General features: G+C 67.3%; 18 protein-coding genes, 1 tRNA gene and 1 riboswitch. Of the genes, 10 read left to right on the top strand and 9 right to left on the bottom strand.

The window, feature by feature from the left end; translation table 11 throughout:
- The first annotated feature begins 245 nt into the window (after positions 1–245).
- On the top strand, positions 246–803 hold the full coding sequence (locus ABS73_RS16035) for a hypothetical protein (RefSeq protein WP_277018926.1): 558 nt from the start codon (positions 246–248) through the stop codon (positions 801–803).
- 159 nt (positions 804–962) lie between these two features.
- Here the strand turns inward: ABS73_RS16035 and ABS73_RS16030 are convergent.
- From ABS73_RS16030 to gcvT, 4 genes are all read right to left on the bottom strand, one after another.
- Positions 963–1,038, bottom strand: a tRNA-Ala gene (locus tag ABS73_RS16030).
- A gap of 64 nt (positions 1,039–1,102) precedes the next feature.
- Positions 1,103–3,937, bottom strand: coding sequence for an aminomethyl-transferring glycine dehydrogenase (gene gcvP, locus ABS73_RS16025; RefSeq protein ID WP_277018928.1), 2,835 nt, complete (start codon positions 3,935–3,937; stop codon positions 1,103–1,105).
- Between the two features lie 112 nt (positions 3,938–4,049).
- Complete coding sequence (gcvH, locus tag ABS73_RS16020) at positions 4,050–4,406, bottom strand: glycine cleavage system protein GcvH (protein ID WP_277018951.1); 357 nt, start codon at positions 4,404–4,406, stop codon at positions 4,050–4,052.
- 10 nt (positions 4,407–4,416) lie between these two features.
- Complete coding sequence (gene gcvT, locus ABS73_RS16015) at positions 4,417–5,532, bottom strand: glycine cleavage system aminomethyltransferase GcvT (RefSeq protein ID WP_277018930.1); 1,116 nt, start codon at positions 5,530–5,532, stop codon at positions 4,417–4,419.
- 144 nt (positions 5,533–5,676) lie between these two features.
- Positions 5,677–5,766: riboswitch (glycine riboswitch) on the bottom strand.
- 147 nt (positions 5,767–5,913) lie between these two features.
- On the opposite strand from gcvT, the gene ABS73_RS16010 reads away from it, so the two are divergent.
- On the top strand, positions 5,914–7,614 hold the full coding sequence (locus tag ABS73_RS16010) for a glycosyl transferase family 90 (RefSeq protein ID WP_277018932.1): 1,701 nt from the start codon (positions 5,914–5,916) through the stop codon (positions 7,612–7,614).
- Here the strand turns inward: ABS73_RS16010 and ABS73_RS16005 are convergent.
- The 5 genes from ABS73_RS16005 to ABS73_RS15985 all read right to left on the bottom strand — a co-directional run bounded on the left by ABS73_RS16005 (position 7,611) and on the right by ABS73_RS15985 (position 12,505).
- On the bottom strand, positions 7,611–8,690 hold the full coding sequence (locus ABS73_RS16005) for an ABC transporter ATP-binding protein (protein ID WP_136854922.1): 1,080 nt from the start codon (positions 8,688–8,690) through the stop codon (positions 7,611–7,613). The two genes, ABS73_RS16010 and ABS73_RS16005, sit on opposite strands and share 4 nt — an antisense overlap.
- A gap of 67 nt (positions 8,691–8,757) precedes the next feature.
- Complete coding sequence (locus ABS73_RS16000; protein WP_277018937.1) at positions 8,758–9,537, bottom strand: SDR family oxidoreductase; 780 nt, start codon at positions 9,535–9,537, stop codon at positions 8,758–8,760.
- Positions 9,538–9,675: 138 nt separating this feature from the next.
- Positions 9,676–10,359 carry a ribulose-phosphate 3-epimerase gene (rpe, locus tag ABS73_RS15995; RefSeq protein WP_277018938.1) on the bottom strand — a complete coding sequence of 228 codons (684 nt, stop codon included), beginning with the start codon at positions 10,357–10,359 and terminating at the stop codon, positions 9,676–9,678.
- A gap of 163 nt (positions 10,360–10,522) precedes the next feature.
- Positions 10,523–11,185: a flagellar hook capping FlgD N-terminal domain-containing protein gene (locus ABS73_RS15990; protein WP_277018940.1), complete on the bottom strand. Its 663-nt coding sequence runs from the start codon at positions 11,183–11,185 to the stop codon at positions 10,523–10,525.
- A gap of 9 nt (positions 11,186–11,194) precedes the next feature.
- Entirely contained in the window at positions 11,195–12,505 is a 1,311-nt protein-coding gene (locus ABS73_RS15985) for a flagellar hook-length control protein FliK (RefSeq protein WP_277018942.1), read from the bottom strand.
- A gap of 103 nt (positions 12,506–12,608) precedes the next feature.
- On the opposite strand from ABS73_RS15985, the gene ABS73_RS15980 reads away from it, so the two are divergent.
- The 8 genes from ABS73_RS15980 to ABS73_RS15945 all read left to right on the top strand — a co-directional run bounded on the left by ABS73_RS15980 (position 12,609) and on the right by ABS73_RS15945 (position 19,561).
- The gene (locus tag ABS73_RS15980; RefSeq protein ID WP_136854918.1) at positions 12,609–12,854 is read left to right on the top strand and encodes a rod-binding protein; all 246 of its coding nucleotides are present in this window, start codon (positions 12,609–12,611) and stop codon (positions 12,852–12,854) included.
- The gene (locus ABS73_RS15975) at positions 12,851–13,168 is read left to right on the top strand and encodes a hypothetical protein (RefSeq protein ID WP_136854917.1); all 318 of its coding nucleotides are present in this window, start codon (positions 12,851–12,853) and stop codon (positions 13,166–13,168) included. Before ABS73_RS15980 ends, ABS73_RS15975 begins: the two co-directional genes overlap by 4 nt.
- Positions 13,169–13,336: 168 nt before the next feature.
- Positions 13,337–14,260, top strand: a complete 924-nt coding sequence (locus ABS73_RS15970) for a flagellin N-terminal helical domain-containing protein (protein WP_277018944.1) — start codon at positions 13,337–13,339, stop codon at positions 14,258–14,260.
- 67 nt (positions 14,261–14,327) lie between these two features.
- Positions 14,328–14,693 (top strand): flagellar biosynthesis regulator FlaF, encoded by a 366-nt coding sequence (flaF, locus tag ABS73_RS15965; RefSeq protein ID WP_286693557.1) that lies wholly within the window; start codon positions 14,328–14,330, stop codon positions 14,691–14,693.
- Positions 14,690–15,094, top strand: a complete 405-nt coding sequence (gene flbT, locus ABS73_RS15960; protein ID WP_136854911.1) for a flagellar biosynthesis repressor FlbT — start codon at positions 14,690–14,692, stop codon at positions 15,092–15,094. Before flaF ends, flbT begins: the two co-directional genes overlap by 4 nt.
- Positions 15,095–15,100: 6 nt before the next feature.
- Positions 15,101–15,874 carry a DUF1217 domain-containing protein gene (locus ABS73_RS15955; protein WP_277018947.1) on the top strand — a complete coding sequence of 258 codons (774 nt, stop codon included), beginning with the start codon at positions 15,101–15,103 and terminating at the stop codon, positions 15,872–15,874.
- A gap of 173 nt (positions 15,875–16,047) precedes the next feature.
- Positions 16,048–19,386, top strand: coding sequence for a carbamoyl-phosphate synthase large subunit (gene carB / locus ABS73_RS15950; protein WP_277018948.1), 3,339 nt, complete (start codon positions 16,048–16,050; stop codon positions 19,384–19,386).
- Between the two features lie 19 nt (positions 19,387–19,405).
- Positions 19,406–19,561, top strand: coding sequence for a ParA family protein (locus tag ABS73_RS15945; RefSeq protein ID WP_353743344.1), 156 nt, complete (start codon positions 19,406–19,408; stop codon positions 19,559–19,561).
- Positions 19,562–19,637 lie beyond the last annotated feature (76 nt).

Here is a 19,637-nt window from a genome sequence, read left to right as displayed (position 1 = left end):
AGATCGACGGTGGCCGCCAGCCTCACCACCGGCCGCGCGCTGCGCTACGCCAAGGGCTCCGCCCGCGGTCTCCTACACCAAGCCTTGGGACACGGCCCAGACGGAAGGTCTCCTGGGCCGGAAGGTGTCGCGTATCAACATCGACAGCTGGGACGACATCGACGCCAAGAACGCTTTCATCAACGGTGTCGATAGATGGTCCAACAAGGTGATCAGGAAAACGACCCCGGCAACTGCCCGCCTTTATGACCAAGGAGCTGTGGAAGTCCGTATTCCAGTTCCGTTCGTTCATGCTGGCCTTCTACTCTAAGCAGCTCCTGTCCGGCATCCATCACCGGGACTGGGAAACCTTCTCTGCCTTCAGCACGTCTATGTTCTTTGGCGCGCTGTTCTATGCGGGGCAGACCGTGGTGAACGCACAAGGCAGGGCAGACAAGAAGGAGTTCCTGGAGAAGCGGCTTTCCCCTGAGAGCTTGGCCAAGGCTTCATTCCAGCGGGCCGGGTTCAGTTCACTCATTCCGCTGGGGGTGGATACCATCGCAGGGGTGGCCGGGTTCGGTCCTGTCTTTGACTTCCGGTCAACCGACCTGGCAAGTGGCATCGGGGGAAATCCTACGTGGGACCTGATGCAGGGTGTTCAGAAGGGCGCTCGGGCTGGCGTCGCACCCATTACAGGGGCCGACTACGAGTTTTCCCATCAGGACTTCCGGGCGATCACCTCAACGCTGCTATTCCAGAATGCGTTTGTCATCCGAAACGCGCTGGGCGCGATTGGCGCGGACTTGCCGCGGTATTCCAACTGAACAAGCTAACTCAACGGTCACCTTCGGTGGGCCGTTTTTTTTCGAGGTGTGGTCAAGCAGAATCAAAAAGTCACAGGTGTTCAAATGCTATCAACATGCCGGTATCAGCATATCAGCATTTATCGCACAAGATCTTGATTTTAAACGATAATATTAGTTTGGTGGAGCCGAGGGGAATCGAACCCCTGACCTCGTCATTGCGAACGACGCGCTCTACCAACTGAGCTACGACCCCATGCGCGAAATGTGTAAACCCGCGCCGGCGTTTGTCAAGAGGCGGCGCGGGTCTTGGCCGGGCCCTATTCCGCGGCCTGGGCGTAGCTCTCCAGCGGCGGGCAGGTGCAGATTAGATTGCGGTCGCCATGGGCATTGTCCACGCGGCCGACCGGGGGCCAGTACTTGTCCACCCGGAAGGCGCCCGCCGGGAAACAGCCCTGTTCGCGCGAATAGGGGCGGTCCCAATCGCGGACCAGATCTTCGACCGTGTGGGGGGCGTGGCGCAGGGGGCTTTGATCGGCCGCGATGCGGCCTTCGGCCACGTCCGTGATCTCGTCCCGGATGGCCAGCAGGGCGGTGATGAAGCGGTCGATCTCGGCCTTGGTCTCGCTCTCGGTCGGCTCGACCATCAGCGTGCCGCTGACCGGCCAGCTCATCGTGGGGGCGTGGAAACCGTTGTCGATCAGTCGCTTGGCGATGTCGTCTACCGTCACGCCATGTTCGGCAAAGGGTCGCGTGTCGATGATGCATTCATGTGCCACCCGGCCGCGATTGCCCATGAACAGGATCGGATAGGCCCCCGCCAGCCGCGCCGCGATATAGTTCGCGTTCAGGATTGCCACGCGCGTGGCCTGGGTCAGGCCTTCGCCGCCCATCATCAGGCAATAGGCCCAGCTGATCAGCAGGATCGACGCCGACCCATAGGGCGCCGCCGAAACCGCGCCTTCGCCGCCCTGCGGATCGCCCGGCAGGAACGGCGCCAGATGCGCCTTGACCCCGATCGGCCCCATGCCAGGACCGCCGCCGCCATGCGGAATGGCGAAGGTCTTGTGGAGGTTCAGGTGGCTGACATCGCCGCCGATTTCCCCCGGCTTCACCAGACCGACCAGCGCGTTCATGTTCGCGCCGTCGATATAGACCTGCCCGCCGTGGTCATGCGTGATGTCGCAGACCTGCCGGACCGTGTCCTCGAACACGCCATGGGTCGAGGGATAGGTGATCATCACCGCCGCCAACCGATCGCCGGCCTTGGCCGCCTTGTCGGCGAAATCCTCCAGGTCGATATCACCGTTCGGGGCCGATTTCACCACCACGACCTGCATCCCGCACATCTGCGCCGATGCCGGGTTCGTGCCATGCGCCGATACCGGGATCAGGCAGATGTCGCGATGCTCGCCCCGCGCCTTGTGATAGGCTTGGATGGTAAGCAGACCAGCATATTCCCCCTGCGCGCCGCTGTTCGGCTGCATGGAGAACGCGTCGTATCCGGTGATCACACACAGCTTCTCGGTCAGGTCCGCGATGGCCTCGTGATAGCCTGCCGCCTGATCATGCGGTGCGAAGGGATGCAGCGCGCCGAATTCCGGCCAGGTGATCGGCATCATCTCGGCCGCCGCGTTCAGCTTCATCGTGCAGGAGCCAAGCGGGATCATCGCCCGGTCCAGCGCCAGGTCGCGGTCCGACAGGCGGCGCATATAGCGCATCATCTCGGACTCGGCCCGGTTCATGTGGAACACCGGATGGGTCAGGTAATCGCTCTCGCGCAGCAGCGCCTCGGGGATCGACGGCGCCGTCGCCGCGGGGGCCGCATCGGTGATCCCGAACGCGTCCAGCAGGCGGGTGATCACGCCCGCATCGGTCGTCTCGTCCACGCTGATGCCGACGCGGTCGCGGCCCACGCGGCGCAGGTTGATGCCGCGGTGTCGGGCCGCGGCCATGATGCCTGCCTGACCCACGCCCACCTTGACGGTGATCGTGTCAAAGAACGCCTCCGGCGCGACCTCGGCCCCCGCGGCGCGCAGCGCATCGGCCACCGTCACCGCATGCAGATGCACCCGCTGCGCGATGGCGCGCAGGCCGACGGGGCCGTGGAACACCGCATAGAACCCCGCCATCACCGCCAGCAGCGCCTGCGCGGTGCAGACATTGCTGGTGGCCTTCTCGCGGCGGATATGCTGTTCGCGCGTCTGCAGCGACAGGCGCAGCGCCTGGTTGCCCGACGAATCGATGCTGACGCCGACGATGCGCCCCGGCATCGCCCGCTTCAGCGCGTCCCGGCAGGACATGAAGGCCGCATGCGGCCCGCCATAGCCCATCGGCACGCCAAAGCGTTGCGACGACCCGACGGCGATGTCGGCGCCCATCGCGCCCGGCTCCTTCAGCACGCAAAGCGCCAGAAGGTCGGTCGCCACGATGGCCAGCGCGCCTGCGGCATGCAGCGCCTCGATCTCGGGCGTCAGGTCGCGGACATGGCCATAGGTGCCGGGATACTGGAACACGGCGGCGAACACCTGATCCGCCACCAGATCATCGACCGAGCCCTTGATGATGCGGATGCCCAGGGGCGCCGCCCGCGTCTCGATCACGGCGATGGTCTGCGGGTGCAGGTCATGGGCCACGAAGAACGCATCCGCCTTGGACTTCGACTGCCGCCGCGCCATGGCCATCGCCTCGGCCGCCGCCGTCGCTTCGTCCAGCAGCGACGCGTTCGCCACCGGCAGCCCGGTCAGATCCGCCACCATGGTCTGGAAATTTAGCAGCGCCTCCAGCCGCCCTTGCGCGATCTCGGGCTGATACGGCGTATAGGCCGTGTACCAGGCCGGATTCTCCAGGATATTGCGCTGAATCGCGGGGGGCGTGACGGTGCCGTAATAACCCTGCCCGATCAGGCTGGTCATCACCCGGTTCTTGTCCGCCACCTCGCGCATCCGCGCCAGCAGACCGGCCTCGGACAGCGCCGGCCAGTCCAGCGCGTCCGACTGGCGGATCGCGGCGGGCACGGTCTGCTCGATCAGCTGATCCAGGCTGTCGGCCCCCACCGCCTTCAGCATGGCCTCCATCTCGGACGGGGATGGCCCGATATGGCGCCGGTTGGCGAAATCGTCGGGGTTGTATGTGCTTGCGGTCCAGCGGCTCATCACGCCTCCTTGCGGGGCGGGCCAGCCCCTTCTTCTTCACTGAAATATCCTCGGGGGGTCCGGGGGGCGAAGCGCCCCCGGCCTTCGCCGGGCCGCAAGGCCCGGCCGTCGCTCACTCGACCAGCGCCTTATAGGCCGCCTCGTCCATGAACCCGTCCATCGCCCCCGCATCCGCAGGCTTGATGCGAAAGAACCACGCCGTCATCGGATCGCCGTTCACGTCGCCGGGGCTGTCGGACAGCGCCTCGTTCACCGCCGTGATCGTGCCCGCCACCGGGGCCACGATGTCGCTGGCGGCCTTGACGCTCTCGATCACCACGATCTCCTCGCCCGCCTCGACGGCGCGGCCCGCCTCGGGCAGCTCGATAAAGACCACATCGCCCAGCTGGTCGCTGGCATGCTTGGTGATCCCCACGACGATCTCATCGCCCTCGGCCCGCAGCCATTCGTGATCTTCGGTATATTTCAGCATGATATCCTCAGCGTTTGTAGGAGGGAGTGACGAAAGGCAGGGCGCAGACCGTCAGGGGCACGCGCTTGCCGCGCAGCTCGGCCTGGATCGTGGCGCCATCGGGAATCTCTGCGGGAATGCGCGCCATGGCGATCGGTCCGCCCACCGACGGCCCAAAGCCGCCCGAACTGACCGTCCCAATGGGCGCGCCATCGTCGGAGAACAGCGCGACCCCCTCGCGGATCGGCGCGCGGCCCTCGGGGCGCAGGCCCCGCCGTGTCACCGGGGCCGCGCCCAGCTCGGCCAGGATCACCTCCGCTCCGGGAAACCCGCCCGCCCGCGCGCCGCCCGTGCGGCGCACCTTGGGGATCGACCAGCCAAGCGCCGCCTGCGCGGGCGTCACGCTCGCGTCCATGTCGTGCCCATAAAGCGGCATCCCCGCCTCCAGCCGCAGGCTGTCGCGCGCCCCCAGACCGATGGGCGCCACCTCTGGCTGCGCCAGCAAGGCCCGCGCGAAATCCGCCAGCCGCGTCTCGGGAACCGAAATCTCGAACCCGTCCTCGCCGGTATAGCCCGACCGAGAGATCCACAGCGCCACCCCGTCCCACTCCAGCGCCGTGCTGTCCATGAACCGCATGTCGGCCACGCCCGGCACCAGCCGCGCCAGCGCCACCTCCGCCTGCGGCCCCTGCAGCGCGACCAGCCCGCGATCGGTCACCGGGGTCACCGTTACGCCCGCCAACGTCCGCAGATGCGCGATGTCCTGTTCCGCACAGGCCGCGTTCACGACCAGCAGGAAGTGATCCCCCCGGTTGGCGAACATCAGATCGTCCAGGATGCCGCCCGCATCATTGGTGAACAGCCCGTAACGCTGCCGCCCCTGCGCCAGGCCCGCGACATCGGCGGGGATCAGCGTCTCCAGCGCGGCGGCGGCGGTGGCCATCTGGCCGTCATCGGGGGTGACCAGCACCTGCCCCATATGGCTGACATCGAACAGCCCGGCGCGCTGGCGGGTGTGCAGATGTTCGGCCATCACCCCCATCGGGAACTGCACCGGCATGTCCCAGCCCGCAAAGGGCACCATGCGGGCGCCCTGTTCGACGTGAAGATCATACAGTCCTGTGCGGCGGGTCGGATCAGGCATCGGGCCTCCTGCGGGTCAGCCGGACAGCCGGCATCGGTTGGACGGGGAATGCCCCCGCACGTCGATGCCCCCTCTGTCCCTGCCGCAAGCGGCGCCTGAGATCGTTATCCCTTCGGCGGGCCTTGCGGCCACTCTCCAGAGTTCTTGGGGAAGACGGTCCTTTTGCCTGAGAGCTTGCCGGGGCGGCTTCTCCTTCGGCCCCGGCGCAGTGCCGGTGTCTCCCGAATTCCTGCCCCGACAGCTAGCCGGGCGACCGTCGCAAGGCAAGACCTTTGTCGCAGCCGGTCGCCAAAGCGGCGCTTTTCGCCCAAGGGGCGGGCAGGCGTTGACAGGCGCGCACGGCCTGCGCATCGTCGCCCCTCAACCCCGGACAGACAGCCCATGCCGCCCAAATTCTTCCAGATCGGCTTCAACAAATGCGGCACGACCTTCATCGCGCGGCTGTTCGACCTGAACCGCATCCCCGCCGCGCATTGGCTGGAGGGGGCGCTGGCCGATGACATCGCCTTCGCCAAGCTGTCGGGCACCCGGCCGTTGGCGCGATGGGCCGACAGCATCACGGCCTTCACCGACATGGAATCGGTGCGCTTCCTGAACATGCCGGTGATCGAGGCGTTCAAAGATTACACCCTGCTGGATGCGCATTATCCCGGATCGGTGTTCCTGCTGAACACCCGCCGGGTCGAGGATTGGATCGCCAGCCGCTATCTGCACCGGGGCGGGGCCTATGCGCGCAGCATCGCGGCGGCACTGGGCGTGCCCCTGGGGGCCTTGGGCGACATCTGGGCGGCCGATTGGGACGCCCATCTGGCGGGCGTGCGCGCGCATTTCGCGGGCCGCGCGGAATTCATCGACATCGATATCGACCACGCCACCCCCGACGATTACCAAACCGCGCTGTCGCCCTGGTATGACCTGCCGCATCTGCCGCCGCTGCCGGGGCAGGGGGTGCGCCGCGCGCGGCAGGCGAACCTGCCCCGCGTCCTGCGGATGATGGACGAACCCCTGCCCGGCGCCGATCAGAACCCCGACCGCCGCGCCCAGCTGGCCGCGAAACTGGCACGCCTGGCCGCCCCCGCCCGCCTGCGCCAAAAGGGCAGCATCGACCGCCCGCCCCATGCGCAGGCGCTGTGCCTGGACCTCGGGGCTGATCAGCTGCGCGGGGCCGATGGTGCGGTCATGCCGCTGCGGCGCGGCCCAGACGGGCTGTTCCACCTGGCCGCGCAGCGCCCCGGCCTGCTGCGCGCGGCGGCGGTCGCCAATGACATCGCGGGCGTGACAGGCCATGGCTGCTATTGGCTGGACCTGCGCCCGGTGACCTTTGCGGGCAGCGGACCGGACCACCCCGCCGATGGCCCGCTGATCGCCACGCTGCGCACACGCGGGGCGCGCAACGTCTTTCTGTGGCCCGCGCCCTGGCGGCACCGGATCGGCAATGACGGCTTTCCGGGCGTGCCCGTGGCGGACCCCGACTGGTCCGATCGCGCCGACCGCCTGGTCTGGCGCGGCACCCTGTCGGGCCATGCCCCCGCCAGCGCGGACACCGCCGAAGCCCTGATCACCGCGCTGGAGCATCGCGCCGATGGCCCGGCCCGCGCCCTGCTGCCCCGTACCGGGCGCTGGCCGGTCCTGGCCGATCTGGCCGCGCGACCGGGTCTGGACATCGCGTTGACGCCCGATGCGCGCCGCGACCGGGTGCTGGCGCAGGCGGGCCTGACCGCCCCCGCGCCGGTCCGCGACGATGTGCCGCCCGCGCGCTATCGCCTGGCGCTGTCGGGGTCCGAGGGCGATGCTGACGCCCTGCCGCTGCTGAACAGCCACGCGCTGGTCCTGATCGAGCAGGACGGGTGGGAGGGGTTCCTGTCCGCCCTGTTCCGCCCCGAGGTGCATTTCCTGCCGCTACAGCCCGGCTGCGCTGATCTGGACCTGCGCCTGGCCTGGGCCCGCGCCCATCAGGACGAGGCCCGCCAGATCGCGCAGCGCGCCCGCCGCCTTTGCGCGCGGCTGGCCGATCCGGCGGGACGGCGGCTGCATCTGGCGCAGGTGCTGGCCGATTACCGCCGCGCAACCGGCCAGGACTAGCCGCGCGGAAAGACGAACACCCGGTCGCGGCGCAGCATCAGCCACATCGGCGTGCCGGGCGGCGGCAGGAAGACCCCCGGCACGGTGGCGTTCAGGGTGATCGTGCCCTCGTCGCTGGTGAATTCGACCAGCGATTCGCGGCCCAGATAGCGGGCCCGGGTCACGCGGGCGCGCGCCGCCGTGCCGTTCTGCGGGGTGGGGGCGGGGCCCTGGCCCGCGCGGTCAAAGTCGATCTTCAGATGCTGCGGGCGGATGACGATGTCGACCTCTGCCCCGTCGGGCAGGCCGGGGGTCAGGAATTCGCCAAAGGGCGTCGCCGTCAGCGCCCCGCGCACCCGCCCGGTCAGCACGTTGATATCGCTGAAGAACCCCGCCGCCTGCCGGTCCACCGGCGCGTTGTACAGGTTATAGGGCGCGCCCTGCTGCACGATCCGGCCACCGCGCATCAGCAGGATCTGGTCGGCCATGCGCATCGCCTCATGCGGCTCATGGGTGACCAGCAGGACGGCGGTGCCCTCCTCCTTCAGCAGGGCCAGCGTCTCGTCGCGGATGCCGTCGCGCAGGCGTTCGTCCAGCCCGCTGAACGGCTCGTCCATCAGCAGCACGCGCGGGCGCGGGGCCAGCGCGCGGGCCAGCGCCACGCGCTGCTGCTCTCCGCCCGACAGCTCATGGGGATAGCTGTCGATATGGCGGCTCATGTGCACCCGCTCCAGCAGCTCGGCCACGCGGGCGCGGTTGGCCTTCCAGCCGCCCGCCAGGCCAAAGGCCACATTGTCGCGCACCGGCAGATGCGGGAACAGGGCAAAATCCTGGAACATCAGGCCGATGGCGCGCTGCTCGGGCGGGATGCGGAACTGCGTGTCGCAGACCAGCTGACCGTCGACCAGGATGCGGCCCGTGTCCTGCATGTCGACGCCCGCCACGATGCGCAGCGTGGTCGATTTGCCGCAGCCAGACGGGCCCAGCAGGCAGGCGACCTGGCCCGCCTCGACCTGAAAGCTGACATCGTCCACCACCGCCCGGCCGTCGAAACGGCGCGTCAGTCCCTGAACTTCCAGGCGGGGGGGCACGGTCACGGGCAATCCTTGGGGTTTCGGTCGGGGTTGCGTATCAGCCGCGCCCCCGACCTGCAACCGCGCGGCCCTACACGGTCACGTTCAGCGCGCCGCCATCCAGCAGCACGTTCTGCCCGACGATGAACCGCGCCTGCTGGCTGCACAGGAACGCGCAGGTCGCGCCGAAATCGGCGGCCGTGCCATAGGTGCCGGTGGGGATGGTCGCCTGTCGCTGCGCGCGGGCCTGATCGACCGTGATCCCCTGGGCCTTGGCCACGCCGCCGTCCAGGCTGTCGGCCCGGTCGGTCGCATGGATGCCGGGCAGCAGGTTGTTCACGCAGACCCCCTGGCCCGCCACCTGCCGCGACATGCCCGCGACGAAGCCGGTCAGCCCGGTCCGCGCCGTGTTCGACAGCCCCAAGACCGAGATCGGCGAGCGGACCGACCCCGAGGTGATGTTGACCACCCGGCCCCAGCCCCGGTCCATCATGCCCGGCACCAGCGCCTGCATCAGCGCGATGGCCGACAGCATGTTGGCATCCAGCGCCCGGATGAAATCCTCGCGCGACCAGTCCTGCCAGTTGCCCGGCGGCGGGCCGCCCGCATTGGTCACCAGGATGTCGGCCTGGCCCACGGCCTCCAGCACGCGGGCGCGGCCCTCCTCGGTGGTGATATCGGCGGCAATGGGGGTGACCTCGACGCCGTGTTTCGCGGCGATCTCATGGGCGGTGCGGGTGATCTCGGCCTCGGTCCGGGCGTTGATGACCAGGTTCACGCCCGCCTCGGCCAGCGCCTCGGCGCAGCCGCGCCCCAACCCCTTGGAGGCCGCGCAGACCAGCCCCCGTTTGCCCCTGATGCCCAGATCCATCGCGTTCTCCTCATGATGCCGGGGCGCAGCAAACGCGGGCCGGGCGGCATTGTCAAACGCGATGACGCCCGCGGGACGGGGCGGGGCGCAGCCTCGCGGCAAGGCCGGGGCCTCGATGGCCCCGGTCTTGCTCGCCCCTCAGCCCGCGACGGCCTCGCGGATCGCACGCATGTTCGCGCCATAGACCTCGGCGCGCTCCACCGATCCGCCCCTGAAGACCGCCGATCCCGCGACCAGCACATCGGCCCCGGCCCACGCCACCAGCGGCGCCGTCACCGGGTCCACGCCACCGTCGACCTGGATATGGATCGGCCTGTCGCCGATCATCCCGCGCAGGCGGGCGATCTTGTCGATCTGGCTGTGGATGAACTTCTGTCCGCCGAAACCGGGGTTCACCGTCATCACCAGCACCATGTCGCACAGGTCCAGCAGGTATTCGACCGCCTCGACCGGGGTGCCGGGGTTCAGCGCGATCCCAGCCCTCTTCCCCGTCGCCCGGATCGCCTGCAGGGTGCGATGCGGATGCGGCCCGGCCTCGACATGGGCGGTGATCACGTCGGCCCCCGCCTCGGCATAGGCCTCGATAAAGGCGTCCACCGGCGCGATCATCAGATGCACGTCCATGACGGTCTTCACATGCGGCCGAAAGGCCTTCACCGCGGGCGGGCCAAAGGTCAGGTTCGGCACGAAATGCCCGTCCATCACGTCGACATGCACCCAATCGGCGCCCTGATCCTCAATGGCGCGGATCTCGGCCCCGAAATTGGCGAAATCGGCGGACAGGATCGACGGGGCGATCTTGATCTTGCGGTCGAACTCCATGCGCATCTCCTTGCGTGGTCGGCGGGAACGGTGCCTGCGGCCTGCCTCCTGTCGGCTCGCGCGTCAAGCCCGGCGTGAGGGCGCGACCCCGTTGCGCAGCTGTGCCGCCGCCACCGACCCGCGATGCCCCTGACCCGGGTGATGCCCCCGCCCGGCCCCGCGATCAGGCCGGATCGCGCAGCGCCGTGATCTCGGAGGCCGGGGCCGACGTGCCGCCCTCGAACACCACGCGCCCGCCCGTGGCGTCGAACTGGGCCTCGACGATGCGCGCATAGGCGCCGACCCGCGTCTCGGCGATCATCTCTCCGCCGCGCCGGCTTTCCAGGGTAAAGCTGTAGGCCCCGTCGGCCAGCTTGGCCCCCTCGGCGGTGCGGCCCAGCCAGTCGATCTGGCCCGCCCCCGGCCCGATCTCCTCGCGCGTCACCTCGCGGCCATAGGCGTCGCGCGCGACCAGCTGGACGCTGTCGGCCAGGTTGTGCGGCGCCACGTCCAGGGTGATCGGATCGTCGCCGAACCAGACGGGGGCGGTGGTCCGCGCCTCCTTGCCGATCCAGCCCGCGATGCCCGTGCCGCCCGTCTGTCCGGCCATCTGCTCCAGGAACCGGTTGCTCAGGGCCTGCTGCTCGACGCCCGCAAAGGTTGCCAGCTGAATCGCGAAATCGGTGCTTTCCATCGGGCTCAGCGGGTCCTGGTTGCGCAGCTGGGTGGTCAGCATTGTCAGGAAGGTCTGGAAATCCGCCCCCGTGCTGGCGCCCGAGAACCCGCCCGCCGCAGCATTTCCCGCAGGCAGCATCGAGGGGGGCGTTGTACTGATCGCATCGACCATGGTCTTCTCCTACAATCTGATGTCGACGCGGCGGTCGCTCAGCGGGGTTTGGGACAGACGAATCGCGACCGCAGCAGGTGCGACGGCATCGCCGTCACGCTCGGACGCATCGGCCCTGCGGCCCTGCCACTCCGGGCGGTCGTCGCGACGGAACTCCATCGTTCCGGCATTCACCCCGGCCTCGGCCAGCTGCTGCGCCAACTGATCGGCATTGCGCCGCACCAGGTCCAGCGTCTCGGGGCGCTCTGCCCAAATGACGATATGCGCGCGGTCGGGACCGGACATGACCATGCGTATGCGGCCCAGTTCCTCGGGCGACAGGGCGATCTCGGTGCGGTCGCCGCGCGTGGTGACCAGCGCCTCGGCGACCTGCTGCAGTACGGGGCGCGGGTCCTGCGCCGCCGCCTGCCATGCCGCCGTGCCCGCGACCGGAGCCCCCGTCGGCGTCACCCGCGACGCCAGCGGCTCTGCCCCCGGGGGCAATTCAGGGGTGAATTCGGCCAGGGCTGCGGCCAGCTCGGTGGGTGCGGGCGCCTCCGGGCGCGGGGCCGCCGCCATCTCGCGGGGTGGGGTGGATGTCACGCGGTCGGGCGTCGCTGCCCCCTGCGTGGGAGTGGACTGGCTGGCCTCGGTCGCCTTCGGTGACGGTGGCAAGACCCGATCGTCCGCAAAGTCGGGCACGATCGAGGGTGCGGCCGCGGCGACGGGGGCCGGTCCAGGGGCGGTGACGCGCGGCACGTTGGATTGCACGGTGGGCCGACGGTCGCGAATCGGGCTCTCCGCCGCAAGGGCGGGCGCGGTCGCAACGGCGGCGACGGGCGCGGCGGCAACGACGGTGGCAATCGCATCCGGCACGGGTTGCGCGGCAGGGGCGGGCATGGCGGGGCGACCTTCGGCGGCGCTGTCTTCGGGCGTCGTGTCGCCCGAACCGGCGTCGTGCTGTGGCAGAGCGCCCGGCTGCGCGGGCTCCGGCTCGGGTGTCTCAGACGCTGCCGGGGGCAAGGTCGCGGTCATCGGCGGTTGCTCCGGGTCGGCCAAGTCGATCAGGGGGTCCGACGGCGCGGGGGCGAACTGGCTGCTGAAGCCCTGCTGCTCCTCCATCCAGGCAGACAGGGGGTCCGGCGCGACAGGCGCCCCGTCTGCGGGGGGCGGCGCGACGGGCGTCGCCACCGGGCTGGCGGCGACCGGCCAGGGCGTCCCCGGCCAACCCAGGCCCGGCCAGAGGGCGAACCCCGAATCACCGCCCCCTGTCGCGGGAACGCTTCCGGCCAAGGGGGCGGGCTGCGGGGATGGGGTCGGGACGATCTGGATATCAACCATGGGACAGCCTCGTGGGTTTTTTCCTGAATACCCCGGATTCCTTACCAATTATTTACCGCTCCCCGATAATTTGAACCGTATCGTCATGAATTGCGGGGACAGAATGCAGATCGAACCCATCCATTCGATGCCGGCGCCACAGGCCGCGCATCTGGCCGTGGCCGACCAGCTGGAACAGGCCTTTCTGGAGGAGATGCTGAAATATTGCGGCCCCCAGGCCTCCGAAGGCGGCTTCTCCGGCGGCGCCGGAGAGGAGCAGTTCTCCAGCTTCCTGACGCGAGAGCATGCGGGATTGCTGGCGGGCAAGCTGGATCTCGGCTTTGCCGCCATGCTGGAGCGTCGGACATGAGCCGCGCCCTGATCCGCCAGATGGGCCAGATTCGCGCGGCGCTGTTGGCGGGGGATGCGCCGATGGCGCTGGACGCGATCGACGCGCTGGCGCGGACCGCCGCCCGCAAGGGGATAGACGCACCCACGCGCGAGGCGCTGGAACCGGGCCTGGCGGACCTGCGCGCCCTGGCCGAGGCGTCGCTGCGCGGCGCCCAGCAGGCCGCCGAACAGGTGCGCGCCATCGTTCAGGCCGCACGCAGCCTGCAGACCTATGATTCCCTGGGTCGGCGCACGGTCAGCGAAACCCGCGCCAACGCTCCGCAGCGGTTTTAGTAAAATCCGACAGAAGGTTCGTTTGAGCGGAGGGGCGATTTTCACTAGTTGTAAAGAACCGGCGGATACACCGGTCACATGCCAGGAAGATGGCAAGGGCAGACGCCCGACAGGTCAGAAGGCCACAAGATGCAACCCCGGTGCAAAGCACCTTGAACGGAGGACACCATGTCCAGCATTCTGACCAACAACAGCGCCATGGTCGCGCTGCAGACCCTGAAAAGCATCAACTCTCAGCTGGGTAAAACCCAGTCGGACATCGCGACCGGCAAGACCGTCGCGCACGCCAAGGACAACGCCGCCGTCTGGGCGATCTCGAAAGTCATGGAAACCGACCAGTCGGCGTTCAAGACGATCCAGTCGAACCTGAACGTGGGCGAGGCTGTTGTGGCAACGGCGCGAACCGGTGCCGAAAAAGTCGTTGAGACCCTGCGGGAGATCAAGGACATGGCAGTCGGTGCCTACAACACCGCAACCGCGACCGAGAAAGACAAGATCAACACAGAAATCCAGATTAAATTCAAGCAGATCGCTTCGGTCATTGCAGGAACGCAGATGAATGGCGTCAACCTGCTCAACGAGGATGGCGGTGACCTGAAGGTGCTGGCATCTCTGGATCGTGGAACAGGGGCAACGACGACTGCGAATGCCATCACTGTGACGAATGTTGGCATGGGCGCGGTAATCACTGGCTTGGACACCGATAGCTCCAGCACTACCTTCGGAACCTTCACTGGCGCCACAGATGCAGACAACCTTTGGTTTGCCAACGCCATCGATACCGAAGATGGCACGGTTGTTGCAGCTGGAGAAGGGATCGATGGTTTCATCGGTCGCATTGAAGATGCGATCAGCACCGCTTTGGAGAAAACGGCCGAGTTGGGCTCATATGGCAAGCAGATTTCCGATCAAGCAAGTTTTGTTGGAAAACTGGGCGACTCGTTGAAAACGGGCATTGGCGCCCTTGTCGACGCGGACATGGAAGAGGCCTCGGCCCGCCTCCAGGCGCTGCAGACGCAGCAGCAGCTGGGCATCCAGGCGCTGTCGATCGCCAACCAGGGTCCGTCGGCCGTCATGTCGCTGTTCCGCTGATAAGACCGGCGGGCGCCTTTGGGCGCCCGCCACCCCATGATCACACTCCAGAACGGGAAGAACGATCTTGAACGCGGTAACGCCACTGACCGACCATGGCTATTCGTCCAGCAAATTGCGCACGCCACGCGACGCTGAATATGACGTCTTTTCGCGGGTCACCCGCATGCTGCGTCAGGCACCCCGAAAGGCTGACAACCCGGACACCATCCAGGCCGTCTACAAGAACAACGAATTGTGGACGCTGCTTGCCATCGATCTGGCCGATCCCGGGAACGCCCTGCCGGACGCGACCAAGGCCGGGCTGATCTCTCTTGCCGGTTTCGCGATCCGCCACGGGCAGGCTGTCATGGCAGGCACCGCCGCGACCGACCCCCTGATCGACATCAACATGACCATCATGCGCGGACTGCGCGGAGATGTGGGCGCATGAGCGGCCTCGTCCTCAAGCTTGCACCCAACGAGCGCGTGCTGATCAACGGCGCGGTGATCGAGAACGGCGACCGCCGGACCAAGATCGCCATCAAGACGCCCAACGTGAATGTCCTGCGTCTGCGTGACGCCATCCACCCTGACAGCGCCCGCACGCCGGTCTCGCGGGCGCTCTACATCGCCCAGCTGATCCTGTCGGGCGATGCCGACCCGGTCGAGGGGCGGCGGCAGTTGCTGGTGGCCATCGAACAACTCAGCCAGGTCTTCGATGATCGCGACAGTCGCCTGCTCCTGGCCGAGGCGACCGTCGCCGCGGTCGAGGCCAATCCCTATCAGGCGCTGCGCAAGCTGCGCGATCTGCTGCCCCGCGAGGCGCGGCTTTTCGCATCCACCAAGGAGTAGCGTGCCATGACCCTTTCTGTCGGAGCCACCGGTCTTCTGGGCTGGAAGATCGTCCAGAGGACCGAGGCCCGCCAGATCGAGACGGTGGCCCGCGACCCCGTGGTCCAACGTTCGGTCACCTATTTCCGCGAGAATATCGCCCGCGCCGCCAAGGCCGAGGAGCTGGTCAAGGACTACCGCCTCCTCAGCACCGCACTGTCTGCCTTCGGGTTGGAGGCGGACCTGCCCAACAAGGCCTTCATCCAGAAGGTTCTGGAAAGCGATACGTCGGACAAATCCTCGCTGGTGAACCGGCTGGCGGACAAGCGCTATCTTCGGCTGGCCGAGGCGTTCGGCTATGGCGCGGACAAGCCGGCCAAGAACCTGGCCGATACCGTCGGCACGGCCTTCGTCCAGCGAGAGTTCGAACGCCGCATCGGCGGAAGCGATGAGAACCTGCGCCTTGGCCTGAACGCCCGGCGAGAGTTGCAGCAGCTGGCCGGACGCGACTCGTCCGACCGGACCCTCTGGTTCGAGGTCATCGGAAATGCCCCCCTGCGCAAGGTCTTTCAGGGGGCCTTCGGTTTTAGCGAAAGCTATGGCCGTCTGCCCATCGACCGTCAGCTGGAGGAATATACCAAGGCCTCCGAACGCCTTCTGGGCACGTCCAGCTTCAAGGACATGTCTTCGCCTGAAACGGTGGACAAGCTGATCCGGACCTTCATGGCGCGCTCTCAGCTGGAGGCCAATCCCGTCGCCAATCGCTACAGCGCGGCGCTGACCCTGCTGACCAACCGCTGACGGCGCCGGGCTCGGCGGGTGCGGCAGCCCGCTCGCCTTGCTCGGGCAGCCCCGCAGGATCGGGCATTTTCGCCCCCTGGCGGCGCCGCCGCACCTTGCGCCCAAGGCGTGACTGGCTATAACCCCGGACGATTTGCCGCGATCGATGCACGACCAGCCCGGGGGCCAGAACCATGCCGAAACGTACCGATATCAAGTCGATCCTGATCATCGGGGCAGGGCCCATTGTCATCGGGCAGGCCTGTGAGTTCGATTACTCCGGCGCCCAGGCCTGCAAGGCCCTGCGCGAGGAAGGCTACCGGGTCATCCTGGTGAACTCGAACCCGGCGACGATCATGACCGATCCGGAGATGGCCGACGCCACCTATATCGAACCGATCACCCCCGAGATCGTCGAAAAGATCATCGCCAAGGAGCGTCCCGACGCGCTTTTGCCGACCATGGGCGGGCAGACCGGGCTGAACACCGCGCTTGCCCTGGCCGACAGCGGCGCGCTGAACCGCTATGGGGTCGAGCTGATCGGCGCGCAGCGCAGCGCCATCGAGATGGCCGAGGACCGCAAGCTGTTCCGCGAGGCGATGGACCGCATCGGCCTGGAGAACCCCAAGGCCACGATCATCGCCGCGCCCAAGCTGGCCAACGGCAAATACGACATCAACACCGGCGTGGCCCAGGCCATGGAGGCGCTGGAGGAGATCGGCCTGCCCGCGATCATTCGCCCCGCCTTTACCCTGGGCGGCACCGGCGGCGGCGTGGCCTATAACCGCGACGATTATGAACGTATCGTGCGCTCGGGTCTGGACGCCTCGCCCATGGCGCAGGTGCTGATCGACGAGAGCCTGCTGGGCTGGAAGGAATACGAGATGGAGGTCGTGCGGGATCGCAACGACAACGCCATCATCGTCTGTGCCATCGAGAATATCGACCCGATGGGCGTGCATACCGGCGACAGCATGACCGTCGCCCCGGCCCTGACGCTGACCGACCGCGAATACCAGATGATGCGCACGGCCAGCATCGCCGTCCTGCGCGAGATCGGGGTCGAGACCGGCGGATCGAACGTGCAATGGGCGGTGAACCCCGCCGATGGCCGCATGGTCGTGATCGAGATGAACCCGCGCGTCAGCCGCTCCTCGGCGCTGGCCTCCAAGGCGACCGGTTTCCCGATCGCCAAGATCGCCGCGAAACTGGCCGTCGGATACACCCTGGACGAGCTGGACAACGACATCACCCGCGTGACCCCCGCCAGCTTCGAGCCCAGCATCGATTACGTGGTCACCAAGATCCCGCGTTTCGCCTTCGAGAAATTCCCCGGCTCCAAGCCCGAGCTGACCACCGCGATGAAATCCGTGGGCGAGGTGATGGCCATCGGTCGCAGCTTCCATGAATCGCTGCAAAAGGCGCTGGCCTCGATGGAGACCGGCCTGACCGGCCTGGACGAGATCGCCATCGACGGCGCCGCCGAGCAGGGCAAGCCCGCCGTCATCGCCGCTCTGTCCAAGGCCACCCCCGACCGCATCCGCGTCATCGCCGAGGCCATGCGCTTTGGCCTGTCCGACGATGAGATCCACCGCGTCACCAGCTTTGACCCCTGGTTCCTGGCCCGCATCCGCGAGATCATCGACGCCGAGCATGTCATCCGCGAGAACGGCCTGCCCACCGATGCCGATGGGCTGCGTCGCATCAAGATGATGGGCTTTACCGATGCCCGCCTGGCGCATCTGACGAAGACCGACGAAACCACCGTCCGCCGCGCCCGCCGCGCCCTGGACATCCGCCCGGTCTTCAAGCGCATCGACACCTGCGCGGCCGAGTTCGAGGCCCAGACCCCCTACATGTATTCCACCTACGAGGCCCCCGCGATGGGCGATGTGGAATGCGAATCCCGTCCGACCGACGCGAAAAAGGTCGTCATTCTGGGCGGCGGTCCCAACCGCATCGGCCAGGGGATCGAGTTCGACTATTGCTGCTGCCACGCCTGCTATGCGCTGACCAAGGCGGGTTACGAGACGATCATGATCAACTGCAACCCGGAAACGGTCAGCACCGATTACGACACCTCGGACCGGCTGTATTTCGAGCCGCTGACCTTCGAGCACGTGCTGGAGATCCTGCACACGGAACAGCAGAACGGCACCCTGCACGGCGTCATCGTCCAGTTCGGCGGCCAGACGCCCCTGAAACTGGCCAACGCGCTGCAGGACGAAGGTATCCCGATCCTGGGCACCACCCCCGACGCCATCGATCTGGCCGAGGACCGCGAGCGGTTCCAGCACCTGCTGCAGGATCTGGGCCTCAAGCAGCCGATCAACGGCATCGCCAGCAGCGACGCGCAAGCCATCGAAATCGCCGAGCGCATCGGCTTCCCGCTGGTCATCCGCCCGTCTTACGTGCTGGGCGGCCGCGCGATGGAGATCGTGCGCGACATGGACCACCTGCGTCGCTACATCACCGAGGCCGTGACCGTCAGCGGCAAAAGCCCGGTTCTACTGGACAGCTATCTGTCCGGCGCGATCGAGGTCGATGTCGACGCGCTGTGTGACGGCCACGAGGTCCACGTCGCCGGCATCATGGAGCATATCGAGGAGGCCGGCGTCCATTCCGGCGACTCTGCCTGCTCGCTGCCGCCCCACACGCTGGACGCCGCCACCATCGCGGAACTCAAGGTCCAGACCACCGCCATGGCCCGCGCGCTCAAGGTCAAGGGCCTGATGAACGTGCAGTTCGCGCTGAAAGACGGCGAGATCTTCGTGCTCGAGGTCAACCCCCGCGCCAGCCGCACCGTCCCCTTCGTCGCGAAAGCCACCGACAGCGCCATCGCCTCGATCGCCGCGCGCCTGATGGCGGGCGAACCCATGTCGAACTTCCCCGCGCGCGCCCCCTATCCCGAAGGCGTCGGCCCGGAAACCGACCTGCCCTTTGCCGATCCGATGACGCTGGCCGACCCGATCACGCCCTGGTTCTCGGTCAAGGAGGCCGTGCTGCCCTTCGCCCGCTTCCCCGGCGTCGACACGCTGCTGGGGCCGGAAATGCGCTCGACCGGAGAGGTCATGGGCTGGGACCGCAACTTCGCGCGCGCCTTCCTCAAGGCGCAGATGGGCGCGGGCACCGACCTGCCGACCACCGGCCGCGTCTTCCTGTCGGTCAAGGACGCCGACAAGACGCCCGCCCTGGCGCAGGCCGCCCGCGATCTGGTGACGATGGGCTTCGATCTGGTCGCGACCTCGGGCACTGCCGATTTCCTCGACGCGCAGGGCGTGGCCTCCACCCGCGTGAACAAGGTCTATGAAGGCCGCCCGAACATCGTCGACCGCCTCAAGAACGACGAAATCGCGATGGTCCTGAACACGACCGAAGGCGTTCAGGCCATCGCCGACAGCCGCGACATCCGCGCCGTCGCCCTCTACGACAAGATCCCCTACTTCACCACGGCAGCGGGAAGCATCGCCGCCGTGGCCGCGATCAAGTCGCGGGAGGAAGGCGAAGTTGGAGTGAGGTCGTTGCAGGCTTAGTTTTTTACAAGGGTGAAATATGACAAAACACGTTCCAATTATATCTCTATTCAATCATAAGGGTGGAGTTAGCAAGACCACCACTATGTTTAATCTTGGATGGGCATTAGCAGAATCTGGTTTGCGAGTAATGATTGTGGATGGGGATCCACGACCTTGTTGCACATCTCAGTGATGGGGATTCACTGAGCGCGTCCTGAGGGTTAGGTCGAGGGCATGCCGAAGCCTTCCCCGATCCGCTACCGCACGAC

This window comes from Paracoccus sp. SCN 68-21 (assembly GCF_001724535.1).
GTDB classification, from domain to species: domain Bacteria; phylum Pseudomonadota; class Alphaproteobacteria; order Rhodobacterales; family Rhodobacteraceae; genus Paracoccus; species Paracoccus hibiscisoli.
This window is presented reverse-complemented; position numbering and strand designations above follow the sequence as displayed.

Bases quoted from the DNA above. Each gene is read 5' to 3' on its own strand.
- ABS73_RS16035 (WP_277018926.1), top strand. From the start codon at position 246: ATGACCAAGGAGCTGTGGAAGTCCGTATTCCAGTTCCGTTCGTTCATG.
- gcvP (WP_277018928.1), bottom strand. From the start codon at position 3,937: ATGAGCCGCTGGACCGCAAGCACATACAACCCCGACGATTTCGCCAAC.
- gcvT (WP_277018930.1), bottom strand. From the start codon at position 5,532: ATGCCTGATCCGACCCGCCGCACAGGACTGTATGATCTTCACGTCGAA.
- ABS73_RS16010 (WP_277018932.1), top strand. From the start codon at position 5,914: ATGCCGCCCAAATTCTTCCAGATCGGCTTCAACAAATGCGGCACGACC.
- ABS73_RS16000 (WP_277018937.1), bottom strand. From the start codon at position 9,537: ATGGATCTGGGCATCAGGGGCAAACGGGGGCTGGTCTGCGCGGCCTCC.
- rpe (WP_277018938.1), bottom strand. From the start codon at position 10,359: ATGGAGTTCGACCGCAAGATCAAGATCGCCCCGTCGATCCTGTCCGCC.
- ABS73_RS15990 (WP_277018940.1), bottom strand. From the start codon at position 11,185: ATGGTCGATGCGATCAGTACAACGCCCCCCTCGATGCTGCCTGCGGGA.
- ABS73_RS15985 (WP_277018942.1), bottom strand. From the start codon at position 12,505: ATGGTTGATATCCAGATCGTCCCGACCCCATCCCCGCAGCCCGCCCCC.
- ABS73_RS15980 (WP_136854918.1), top strand. From the start codon at position 12,609: ATGCAGATCGAACCCATCCATTCGATGCCGGCGCCACAGGCCGCGCAT.
- ABS73_RS15975 (WP_136854917.1), top strand. From the start codon at position 12,851: ATGAGCCGCGCCCTGATCCGCCAGATGGGCCAGATTCGCGCGGCGCTG.
- ABS73_RS15970 (WP_277018944.1), top strand. From the start codon at position 13,337: ATGTCCAGCATTCTGACCAACAACAGCGCCATGGTCGCGCTGCAGACC.
- flbT (WP_136854911.1), top strand. From the start codon at position 14,690: ATGAGCGGCCTCGTCCTCAAGCTTGCACCCAACGAGCGCGTGCTGATC.
- ABS73_RS15955 (WP_277018947.1), top strand. From the start codon at position 15,101: ATGACCCTTTCTGTCGGAGCCACCGGTCTTCTGGGCTGGAAGATCGTC.
- carB (WP_277018948.1), top strand. From the start codon at position 16,048: ATGCCGAAACGTACCGATATCAAGTCGATCCTGATCATCGGGGCAGGG.
- ABS73_RS15945 (WP_353743344.1), top strand. From the start codon at position 19,406: ATGACAAAACACGTTCCAATTATATCTCTATTCAATCATAAGGGTGGA.